The sequence below is a fragment of the Mesorhizobium sp. M0772 genome (assembly GCF_040320135.1).
Taxonomy (GTDB): Bacteria; Pseudomonadota; Alphaproteobacteria; order Rhizobiales; family Rhizobiaceae; genus Mesorhizobium.
This window is the reverse complement of the sequence record NZ_JAMYPB010000046.1, coordinates 41823-53320: the sequence shown is the minus strand read 5'-3', so window position 1 is coordinate 53320 and position 11498 is coordinate 41823. Positions and strand designations below refer to the sequence as shown.

General features: G+C 64.3%; 8 protein-coding genes. 1 reads left to right on the top strand and 7 read right to left on the bottom strand.

Annotated elements, in window-relative coordinates; translation table 11 throughout:
• Window positions 1-664: 664 nt before the first annotated feature.
• The 6 genes from NKI06_RS24575 to NKI06_RS24550 form a co-directional block, all read right to left on the bottom strand.
• Entirely contained in the window at window positions 665-1081 is a 417-nt protein-coding gene (locus NKI06_RS24575; protein WP_023712827.1) for a DOPA 4,5-dioxygenase family protein, read from the bottom strand.
• Window positions 1082-1429: 348 nt separating this feature from the next.
• Window positions 1430-1588 carry a DUF3309 family protein gene (locus tag NKI06_RS24570; protein ID WP_023707271.1) on the bottom strand — a complete coding sequence of 53 codons (159 nt, stop codon included), beginning with the start codon at window positions 1586-1588 and terminating at the stop codon, window positions 1430-1432.
• Between the two features lie 96 nt (window positions 1589-1684).
• The gene (locus NKI06_RS24565) at window positions 1685-4849 is read right to left on the bottom strand and encodes an efflux RND transporter permease subunit (protein WP_352987478.1); all 3165 of its coding nucleotides are present in this window, start codon (window positions 4847-4849) and stop codon (window positions 1685-1687) included.
• Window positions 4850-4914: 65 nt separating this feature from the next.
• On the bottom strand, window positions 4915-6093 hold the full coding sequence (locus tag NKI06_RS24560; RefSeq protein WP_023816386.1) for an efflux RND transporter periplasmic adaptor subunit: 1179 nt from the start codon (window positions 6091-6093) through the stop codon (window positions 4915-4917).
• 518 nt (window positions 6094-6611) lie between these two features.
• Complete coding sequence (locus NKI06_RS24555; protein WP_352987477.1) at window positions 6612-7742, bottom strand: patatin-like phospholipase family protein; 1131 nt, start codon at window positions 7740-7742, stop codon at window positions 6612-6614.
• 386 nt (window positions 7743-8128) lie between these two features.
• Window positions 8129-9217: a citrate synthase/methylcitrate synthase gene (locus tag NKI06_RS24550; protein ID WP_023702794.1), complete on the bottom strand. Its 1089-nt coding sequence runs from the start codon at window positions 9215-9217 to the stop codon at window positions 8129-8131.
• Window positions 9218-9310: 93 nt separating this feature from the next.
• On the opposite strand from NKI06_RS24550, the gene NKI06_RS24545 reads away from it, so the two are divergent.
• Window positions 9311-10450, top strand: a complete 1140-nt coding sequence (locus tag NKI06_RS24545; protein ID WP_352987476.1) for a citrate synthase — start codon at window positions 9311-9313, stop codon at window positions 10448-10450.
• Here NKI06_RS24545 and ftrA read toward each other — a convergent pair.
• On the bottom strand, window positions 10447-11439 hold the full coding sequence (ftrA, locus tag NKI06_RS24540) for a transcriptional regulator FtrA (RefSeq protein WP_023737350.1): 993 nt from the start codon (window positions 11437-11439) through the stop codon (window positions 10447-10449). The genes NKI06_RS24545 and ftrA overlap by 4 nt on opposite strands.
• Window positions 11440-11498 lie beyond the last annotated feature (59 nt).

Here is an 11498-nt window from a genome sequence, read left to right as displayed (position 1 = left end):
CGGGTCACCTCGTCCCGCGCGTCGTGAAGCAACTCGCTGGCACGCTCATTTTCCTGGCGAAGTCTTTCGGAGACGTCGCTTTTCGCCTTGTCGAAATCGGTGGGCTGTCCGCCCTGATCCTTCTCATGCTGCATGAGGCCACCTAGTGAAAACCGAGGAAGGAGAGGACCGCGAGCACGACGACGATAAGGCCGATAAGATAGATGACACTGTTCATGTGCACGTCCTCCGTAGCTTTCCAACTTCGACGAACCTGCGATGTTCCGTAAGTGAGAGCATTTATCTCAGCCGAAACGAAGAGCTTCGTCAGGCACGCACCCAGTCACCAGTGAGTTGCCCTGTCCCTCGTGCGGAGCGCCAGTTGTTCCGTACGAACGGGTGCGCCCGACCCTGCGGGAACGAGTGCCGGCTGCCTCCTCTATTGCAATCTTTGCCTATTCGGCGACCCCGCCTCGGCGTACCGGCGACCAAGGAGAACTCTCCCTTGCCATCAATTGACGGTCCATCGCTCCAACGGCCCCGCGCTGGTTCGGCACCTTCGACGAAGTAATGATGAAGGCATAGGATACGGCTTGAGGCGCAAAGCGGCCTGTCATGCATGCCTGAGCTAGGCTACTGGCGAACGCGTCTCCAAGGCCAAGTCTCTACTTTGCAGAACGCCTCCCTACGCCCCCAGCGTCGGCTCCGTGTTCACCTCCAGCGCCTCTTCCGCTTCATCCTCTTCACCCAGCACCTCGCCATGAACCCCCAGCGGCCGCCCGATCCAGATCGGATCGACCAGATGGTCGCGCTTGGGGTTGGTGGTGTTGGGGTGGATGAGGATGCTGAGGCCGCCGTGGTTCAGCATCAGCCAGGGGACCAGCGTGGCGAAAATCTCGGTGGCGAAGGAGACCTGGTACATGGCCTGTTCGTGCGGGCCGACCGGCTCGTCGCGCCAGTTGCCCAGGCGCACGCGGAAGCGTTCGCCGATGCGCAGGCGCAGCCATTCGGCGTGCTGCCGCTCGGCTTGCCCGTCATAGTAGATGTGGGCGTGATAGCTGGCGATCTCGGCGAGAGGCCTTGGCGGGCTGGCGGTGTTCACCTTGATGGCTCCCTCGGTGATTGTGGTGAGCGCAGCGTATACGCAAGGGAGCGGGGTGGCCAAGGGGCACAGCGTGTGCTCGTCATCTCGATTTCGGGCCAATCGCATTGGGAGCTCCCCCACTCCGTCTCGGCTTCGCCGAGCCACCTCTACCCCCACATTCGTGGGGGAGAGGAAATGCTAACCGCCGAGGTCGTGGCCTTGAAAAGCTTGGCATTTCCTCTCCCCCATGGACATGGCGGAGAGGTGGCCGCGCAGCGGCCGGAGTGGGGGCGGGCGCCGCCGTATGCCTATTGCCAGCACTTCATCGGGCGAGGACCCGCTGATCGCAGAGGTCTCTTGCCCCGATCAAACCCTGCCCATCAGCACCAGGATCAGCAGCACCACCAGCACAGCGCCGACTATTCCGGACGGCCCATAACCCCAGGAGCGCGAGTGTGGCCAGGCCGGGACGGCGCCGATCAGGATCAGGATCAAGACAATGATGAGGATGGTGCTGACGGTCATTAAGAGTCCCTCGCCTTGCTGGTCGGATACGAAGGGACAATGCAAAAGGCCGTCCGGTAGTTCCGGACGGCCTTTTGTCCGACTGCTCGAATGCAGCTATTCCGCGGCTTTCGGGAAGGCGATTGCCGGCTCATCGAGCGGCTTCGGCCCTGTGGACGCATCCCATTTCTTTTCGCGCCCGAACAGCCTGCGGAAGAACGCGTAGAAGCGGCTGTTTTTGCTGCGCGTGAAGATCATCAGCATCGACGGCGTCACCACCAGCGTCAGCAGCGTGGCGAAGGACAGGCCGAAGACGATGGCCGAGGACAGCGAAATCCACCATTGCGTCGACGGCGCGTTGATCGTCGTCTCGTGATGGAAGATTTCGAGGCCGAGACCAAAGGCGATCGGCAGCACGCCGAGGATGGCCGAGACCGCCGTCAGCACCACCGGGCGGGCACGTTCGCGGCAGGTCTGCAGCACCGCTTCCATCTTGTCCCAGCCCTCTTCGCGCAGCCGGTCATAGGTGTCGATGAGCACGATGTTGTTGTTCACCACCACACCGGCCAGCGCGATGACGCCGATGCCCGACATGACGATGCCGAAGGCTTCGCCGGTCAGCAGCAGCCCCAGGAACACGCCGATCGTCGCCATGACCACGCAGGACAGCACCAGCAGCACGCTGGTGAACTTGTTGAACTGCATCAACAGCACCAGGAAGATCAGGAAGATCGCCGCGCCGAAGGCCTTGCCGAGGAAGGCGCTGGCTTCGGCGCTGTCCTCGTTCGACCCCGCCAGCTTCCAGCGTATGCCGCTGTCGAGCTTCATGTCGGTGACCGCCTTGGTCACCTCCGCCTGCACCGCCGCAACCTGGTTACCGGCGGCGACGTTGGCCTGGACGACCACTGTGCGGGCGCCGTCGATGCGGTTGAGGATGCCGACGGTCGGCTCCGGCTTGCGCACGACGAAGTTCGAGATCGGCACCGAGCCTTGCGCGGTCTGCACCCGGAGCTCGTCGAGCGTCGACAGCGTGCGCCGGTCTTCGGGCAGGCGCAGGCGGATATCGACGGCATCGTCGGCGCCGGCCGGCCGGTATTCCGACAGCTTCAGGCCGTTGGTCACCAACTGCACCACGGTGCCGACGGCGGTCGGGCTGATGCCGTACTGCGCCGCCTTGGCGCGGTCGACCTCGAGCGCCCAGTCGACGCCGGGCGGCGGCAGGCCGTCGGAAACGTCGATGACACCGGGCACCTTGGCAATGCGCGCCGCAACGGCGCGGGCCTGGTCGTCGAGCCCTTTGGGATCGATGGCCGAAAGCCTGAGCTGCACCGCCTTGCCCGTGGGAGGACCGGCCTCCGGCACGCGCACCTCGACATCGACGCCGGGAATGCCGGCCATGACGGTGCGCAGCTCATCCAGGATATGGTTCGCCGATTTGCGCTCGCGCCAGTCGATGAACTCATACTGGATGACGCCGACGACGTCCTCCGGCACGTCCTGGCCGCCGCCTTGCGTCTTGCCGACGCGGGTGTAGACCGATTTGACGCCGGGCCAGCCGAGCAGCCGGTTTTCGGCGATCCTGGTCGCCGTATCCATTTCGGCCAGCGAGAGATTGCCGCGGGCATGCACATAGAGCAGACCGTAATCGGGCTCGACGCTGGGGAAGAACTCGACGCCGGCGCCATATTTCGAATAGGCGAAGCCGACGCCGGTGAGCAGCACGGCGGTGAGCACCAGCACAGTGATGGGGAAGCGCACCGCCTGCTTGACCAGCGCCATGTACCAGCCGTCGCGATTTTGTTCCTCGTGATGCTCCGGCGCCTTGGCGAAAAGCGCGCCCAGCGTCGGCGCGAACACCAGCGCATAAAGCATCGAGGCCGACAGCGTGACGATCAGCGTGATCGGCATGTATTTCATGAAGTCGCCGATGATGCCGGGCCAGAACAGCAGCGGCGAAAACGCCGCGATGCGCGTCATCGTCGCGGCGATGACCGGACCGGCCATGCGCTTGGCGGCAAGCGTGAAGGCTTCCGCCTTCGGCATGCCTTCGCCCATGCGCCGTTCGGCGAATTCGGTGACGATGATGGCGTCGTCGACCAGCATGCCGACCGCCAGGATAAGGCTGAACAGCACGATCATGTTGATCGTGTAGCCCATCATCGCCAAGAGCAGGATGCCGATCAGAAACGATGACGGAATGGCTAGCCCGATCAGCAGCGAGGCGCGGCCGGACAGCGCATAGAGGATGACGATGAACACCAGGATGACGGCGATCATCACGTGGTTCTGCAGGTCGCCCAGCAGCTGGTTGACGAAGACCGACTTGTCCTGCGTGTAGGTGATGTTCATGCCTTCCGGCATCGTCTTGACGTAGGCGTCGGATACTTCCCGCACCTTGGCCAGCGTGTCGATCAGATTGGCGCCGATGCGCTTTTTGACTTCAATGGCGATGGCCGGCTTGCCGTTGAGGCGGGTGATGGTCTCGGCATCGGCGAAGGTCGAACGCACCATGGCGATGTCCTTCGCCTGCACCACGGCATTGGGCCCGGCGACCACCGGAAGCGAAGCCACATCCTCGGGTGTCTCGATCAGCGACGGCACCTTGACAGCGTATTTGCCTTCCGAACCCTCGATATTGCCGGCGGCGACCAGGCTGTTGGAAGCGCCGACCGCGCCGATCAACTGGTCGAGCTGCAGGCCGTAGGAGGACAGCTTCATCGGGTCGATGACGACCTCGACGAGATCGTCGCGCGCGCCTTGTATGGTGCCCTCAAGAACGCCCGGGACTTCCTCGATGCGGTCGCGCAGTTCGCGCGCCGCCGCCGTAAGCACACGCTCGGGCACATCGCCGGACAGCGTGACGACCAGGACGGGAAACTCGGAAATGTTGACCTCGGTAACAACCGGTTCTTCTGCCGCTTGGGGAAGGTCAGCCTTCGCGTCCTGAACCTTCGAGCGTGTATCAGTCACCGCGGTGTCGACTTTTATAGACGGCAGAAACTCAAGGAAGACAAAGGCACCGCCCTGATAGGCGGATGATTTCATCTCCTTTAACCCCTTGAGACTCTTAAGCTTTGCCTCCAGAGGCCTAAGCAGAAGTCTTTCAGCGTCTTCGGGCGCGATGCCTTGATAGGCAACATTTATATAAACATAAGGGGTAGGAACGTCGGGTTCCGCTTCCTTCGGTGTCGACTGATAGGCGACCCAGCCCGCCAGCAGCAGGAAGACCAGCACCGCAATGGTCAGCCGGGCATTGTTGATCGCGAGTTTGACGATATCCATGGCCTGTTCTCAAGATTTCAGGAGCCGCATGGCGGCCGGTTGTCCCCGCCCGGGGCCACCCGGCGCTACTGCGTTGTCGCTTCGCCCAACAGTTTCTGGATGGTCGCCTGGTCGGCCTCGACCGGCTTGACGACGTCCCCTTCCTTGACGAGCTCCTGGCCGGCGACGATGACGCGGGCATCGGCGGGAATGCCGCCAAGCACCAGGCCCTTCGGCGAGTCATCGACCAGGTCGATCGGGAAGAACACCACCTTGTTGTCCTTGTCGACGGCGCGGATGCCGAGGTCTCCCTTGTCGCCCAGCGTCACCACGGAGCGCGGCAACATGACGGCGTCGGTCGGCTGCGCGCTGAGCGCAATCTCTGCCGTCATGCCGGCCGGCACCGAGCCGTCGGCATTGGGGACGGCGATCTCGACGCGGAAGGTGCGCGTCGCCGACGAGGCGTCGCGGCTGATGTAGCGCACGGTGCCTTCGACGGTCTGGCCGCTGACCAGCCGGACAGCAGCCTTGTCGCCGAGCTTGAGATAGCCGAGGTCGCGTTCGCTGACTTCACCGCGCGCAATCACCGGATCGAGCTTGAGGATGGTTGCCACCTCGCCGCCCTGCATGACGGAACTGCCGAGCTCCACCGGCACCCGGTCGATGACGCCGTCGAAGGGCGCCTTGACCAGATTGCGGTCGAGTTCGGCCTGCGCCGTTTCCAGCTGCGACTGCGCAGCGGTCAGGTTCGAACGCGCCGTGTCGAGCTGCAGCTTGGGCAGATTGCCGGTCTTCATGAGCCGCAGCGATGCGTCGAGTTCAGCCTGGCGCTGCGCGACGAGCTGCCTGGCACTGTCGACCATCGAGATCTTTTCTTCGGCCGCCAGCATCAGCACCAGGTCGCCGGTCTTGACGTGATCGCCCTGCTTGACCGGCAGCTTTTCGATGACGCCGGCGACGCGCGTCGCCAGCACGGCGCGCTTGTCGGCCTCGGTCAGCCCGGAAATGCGGATGGCGCGGGCATAGGTCTTGCGCGGCGGCGTCACCACCGCGACGGTGCGCAGCGGCGCCTTCGGTTCGGCCTCGGCGGTCTTGGTTGCATCCGGTGCCTTGGCCTGATCGCCCGGCTTGGCCTGATCGCCTGCCTTGCCAGCACCTTCGACAGCGGCGCTGCCGACGGACGAGAACGCGCCTGTTCCCATCCAGGCGGCGAAGCCGATGAGCACGACAATAGCGGCAAGCTTGTGAAACCTGATCTTCGGCATCATTTTTTTCCACTGCGGGGTTCGGCCAAGTCGTTATCCAACAGGAGTCCGTCGTCTAACAGCTACCGTGTCTTCCAACTCGGGCGCGTCGCCGATATGGGTGCGCGCCAGGCCGTGTTCAATTTGCCGTGAACGGCGAAGCCGCGCTTCTACATCAAAGTTGCATCGCAATACAGTCGAAAAGTTGCAGGAACATTGTGCCAGGCGATGTAGTGTGGCCAACGAAAACGGTTTTATCGGCGCCCCGTCAGGCGGCGGAACGACAGTCTCGGAACCATACGGATGTTGGAGGCGCTTTGTTTTCAAGGCGTTTTGAGCACTGATACCCCCCTGTGCCCGCACTAGTTTTTGACGCTCAAATGTGGGCGCGACCTGCGTAGCCACTCAGTGAATGGCAGCAGGCGTCAGTATGATTTTGTATACCGTCACACGCAACGGTTGTTCCGGGACGGAAGGTCGTCGGCGCTACTCCGATTTGCCGAACACTTCGCTGATCGTCTTGATCGATCCGGGCGGACTCAGGCCCGCCGGCGTTCCGCCTCCGGCTTCTTGCGGGCGGCGAGGAATTCCTTCACCCGCCGTCCCGGTGCCGGCCCGCGCACCGGTTTGAAGCCGTCATCGAGTTCGCCGGAAAGATCGAGCGTCGGCCGCTTGCCGACGGCGTCGTAATTCTCCTCCAGCCAGTCGCTGGCCGCTATACGGCCAAGGTCGCGCAAATAGGTCAAAAAAGCCCATTCGGCGTTGACCTTGGATGACGCCGACAGATCCTTGAACGCTTCGTCGGCATCGATGCGGTGCATGCGGATGTCGCGGTATTCGCCAGGCGGCAGCCGGCCGGCGGCGATCAGCTCCTTGACGAAGGCGATCGAGCGGAATTCGTTCAGCAGCCCGGCATTGAAGGTGATCTCGTCGATGCGGTTCTGGATTTCGTTGGCGCTTTTCGGCGTGCCCTCGCGCACCACCGGATTGATCTGCACCAGCAGCACATCCTCCGTCGCCGCCGTCTTGAAGAACGGAAACAGCGCCGGATTGCCGCCATAGCCGCCATCCCAATAGGGCACGCCCTTGATCTCGACGGCGCGGAACAATTGCGGCAGGCAGGCCGAGGCCATCACCGTGTCGAGGTCGATCTCGCCGTCGGAAAAGACGCGCAGCTGGCCGGTCTCGACATTGGTCGCCGAAATGAACAGCTCCATCGACTTGCAGGCGTGGACATTTTTGAAATCGATCTCCTGCTCGACCACGTCGCGCAGCGGGTTCAAGCCCAGCGGATTGGCGACATAGGGCGAAAACACTCGCGACATGGTGTCGAAGAAGAAATAGCCGGGCGTGTTCTCGATCGACCAGTTGCCCCAGGCGACGTCCCACGGCATGCGCTGCACCGGGCTGAAGCGGCCCTTGGCCGCCACCGCGCGCCAGAAATCGTCGAGCTTTTGCCGTGCACCCTCGACGCCGGCGCGCACAAACCCATCGGCCAGCGCCACCGCATTCATGGCGCCGGCGCTGGTGCCGGACACCGCCGCGATCTCCAGCCTGCCATCCTCCAGCAGCCGGTCGAGCACGCCCCAGGAGAAGGCCCCGTGCGAGCCGCCGCCCTGCAGCGCGATGTTGATCTTCTTCGTTTCCTCCGCCTTGCCGTTTTTGGTCATGGCGTTCCTGTTCGGTTTGGTCGCTGCTGCCTCATTCCGCCCGGGGATCGGGCGGGTTCGACTGCAGCGGACTTATAATGCAGCGCAGCATATAAGGGATGACCAAGGCAAGAACACGAACACGGTCGCGTGATCACATGAAATTTTGGTCATGGGGAATGGTCCTCCACGCCCAGGTCTTCGCCCTACGAATACCCCCACCCTTGATCCCTCCCCACAAGGGGGAGGGAGACTTGGTAGACGCTGATCTCAGCAAACCACCGACGTTTCGGCGGCGCGCGCCAGCTGCCCTCCCCCTTGTGGGGGTCCGAAGGACGGGCGAGACCCGTGGCTCGCCCCGGCAAGCTAGGGTGGGGTCCTCTTCGCAACAATCTGAACTTGGAACCTCAGGCCACGAGGTCCGGCACCGGCCCGACATAGCGCGATTGTGGACGGATCAGCCGCCCCGTCGTCTGCTGTTCGCGCGCATGCGCGATCCAGCCGGCGACACGTCCGGCGGCAAAGACATTGCTGAACGCCTGTGGCGGAAAGCCAGCCGCCTCAAGCACAAGCGCTGTGTAAAACTCGACATTGGTCTGCAGCGAGCGCTGCGGCTTGGCGATCCGCAGCACTTCGAGCGCCGTCTGCTCGACCTGTTCGGCGAAGGCCAGGCGGCGGCCGGCTTCGCCCTCGCTGCCGAGCTGCCGCACGACGGCTTTCAGTACATCGGCGCGCGGATCGCGCACGCGGTAGATACGATGGCCGAAACCCATGATGCGCTCGCCATGCGCGACCTTCTCGCGCAGCCAACCGGCCGCGTCGCCATGCGCCTGGATTGCATCGAGCATCTCGATCACCGGGCCGGGCGCGCCGCCGTGCAGCGGCCCCTTGAGCGCGCCGAGCCCGGCCAGCACCGACGATGTCAGCCCTGCCAGCGTCGATGCGACGACGCGGGTGGCAAAGGTCGAGGCGTTGAGGCCGTGATCGCACACGGTGACCAGATAGGTGTCGAGTGCCCTTGCCAGCGCCGGCGACGGGACGGATCCCTCGAGCATCCTCAGCATGTCGGCGGCATGATCGGCCTTCGCGTCAGGTGCGATCGGCTGCTCGCCACGCGCCAGCCGCAGCAGAGCCGGCGTCAGCACGGCGGGCGCCGCGATCAGCCGCAAGGCGTCCGTCAGCGTCTCGCCATCCGGCAGCAGCGCCATGCCGGCGCGCATGGCGCCATAGATCTCAATCGGTGCGAGCAGCGGCAGCGAGGGTGCAAGCCGCTCGAACAGCTCGACGCGAGCCTTGCCCAGCCTCGCTGCCAGTTCGGCATCGCCGGGAAGGCCGTCGAAGAAGCCGTCGAGCAACAGGCGAACCACTTGCGCATAGCGCCAGCGTCCCGCCAATTCCGGCAGCGAATGACCGCGGATCGTCAGGCGGCCACCAAGGCCATCGACATCGGAGAGCACGGTCTCCGCCGCCACCACATCATCGAGCCCGTTCGCCATATCTCATCTCCTTGCAGCTTTTCTGCATGGGAGATAAGGGTTAGGCTGCGCCTCGATCAATCTTGATCAATATAATCAATGTATGGGCTAAAAATGTCCGAATGGCTGTCGCGGGAAGAGGCGCTGGAAAGGCTCAAGGTCCGGCCGCAGACGCTTTACGCCTATGTCAGCCGCGGCCGCATCGGCATGCGGCCGGATGAGAGCGACCCGCGCCGCAGCCAGTACCGCGCCGACGACATCGCGGCATTGGCGACCCGCCGGGCGCACGGCCGCAGTCCCTCGGCCATCGCCGCGAGCGCGATCGCCTGGGGCGAACCCTCGATCGCAACAGCAATTTCGACCGTTCTGCACGGTCGCCTCATCTATCGAGGACAAGACGCTGTTGCGCTATCCAAATCGGCGACGCTGGAGGAAACCGCTGCTGTGCTCTGGGCCTCGCCTGAACCGGTGGCTTTCAAAGCTCCGTCACCTGAAGCGCCTCATCCAGTCGGCCGCGCCTCGGCCTTTGCGCAGCTTGCCATGCTTGCAGGCCACGGGCGGCCTTCGCTAGGACGCAGCGCCGCCTCGCTGTGCACCGAGGCCGCGCGCACAGTCGGAGCGCTGGCGCAGTCGCTGGGCGCTGAAGCCGGCACAGCGCCCGTCCATAAGCGCCTGGCGCAGGGCTGGTCGGTGGATGATGCCGGCGCGGAAGCGATCCGCTGCGCCCTCGTCCTGCTCGCCGATCATGAACTCAACGCATCGACCTTTGCCGCCCGCGTCGCAGCGTCCACAGGCGCCTCGCCTGCCGCATGCCTGCTGGCCGGCCTGGCAACGCTGTCCGGCCCGCGCCACGGTGGCGCCGGCGAAGCGGCGATGCAACTGGCTGAAGATGCAGCAGCCCACGGCGCGGATGCGGCGATCCGGCGCTGGCTCGGCCATGATCGGCCCTTGCCGGCGTTCGGCCATCCGCTCTATCCCGACGGCGATCCCCGTGCCACCGCACTTCTGGAAGTCATCCCTGTCGACGAGACGCTGCAACAGCTGCAAAAAGCCGCCATGGCGGCGGTCGGTGCCCAGCCCAACATCGACTTCGCCTTGGCCGCTCTGACGCGCGGCCTTGGCTTGCCGCGCGATGCACCGTTCCAGCTGTTTGCGCTCGGACGCAGTGTCGGCTGGGCCGCGCATATGGTCGAACAGATCATTAGCGGCAGCATCATCAGGCCGCGTGGCCGCTATGAGGGACGCGTGACTTAAGCCGACCTGGCCGTGTTCCCGAACCGCGCACGGTACGCGACGGGCGTCGTGGCGAACTGCTGACGAAAATGATGCCGCAGCGTGCCTGCCGCGCCAAAGCCGGCGGTCTCGGCAATCCGTTCGATCGGCATGGCGGTGTCTTCCAGCAGCGTGCGCGCCCGCGAAAGCCGTTCCGACAGCAGCCAGCGCGCCGGCGTGACGCCGGTCGCGGCCGCGAACCGGCGCAGGAACGTCCGCTCGCTCATCCCGGCAAGCTCGGCCAAGATGGCGACCGGATAGTCGGCGGAAATATTGGCGCGCATCCTGTCGATCAACGGTCCGAGCCGGCTGCGCTCGTGCGGCTCGGGAACGGAGCTCTCGACATACTGCGCCTGACCGCCGTCGCGATGCGGCGGCACCACCAGACGCCGCGCCACCATGTTTGCCGCCTTGGTGCCGAAGTCGCGCCGCACCAGATGCAGGCAAAGGTCGATGCCCGCGGCACTGCCTGCCGATGTCAGCACATTGCCCTCATCGATGTACAAAACGTCCGGAATCACGGTGATGTCGGGGTACATCTCCGTCAGCTTCTCGCTGTAGCGCCAATGCGTGGTCGCTCTTTTGCCCGCCAGCAGGCCGGCGGCGGCAAGCACGAACACGCCCGAACAGATCGAAAGAATGCGAGAGCCGCGCTCGTGTGCCTTTCGAAGCGCCTCGATCAGCGCCGGCGGCACCGGAGCCTCCGTTCCGCGCCATCCCGGTACGATCACCGTGCCGGCCTGGCCGATCAGATCGATCCCGCCGTCGGCAACAATACGCACGCCGCCCAGCGCGCGCATTTCACCGGTATCAATACCGGCAACCGCAAAACGGTACCAATCCTCACCCATTTCCGGCCGCGGCAAGGCGAAGATCTCAACCGCCACGCCAAACTCGAACGTGCACAGCCCGTCATAGGCAACGGCAACGACAAGAGGGTTGGCAGGGCGCGGATTCGCAGAGGATGGCATGATCTTGACGATATATGGCAAAGCTGCCAGCTGCAATCGCCCTGCTTCCTGTCTTATCT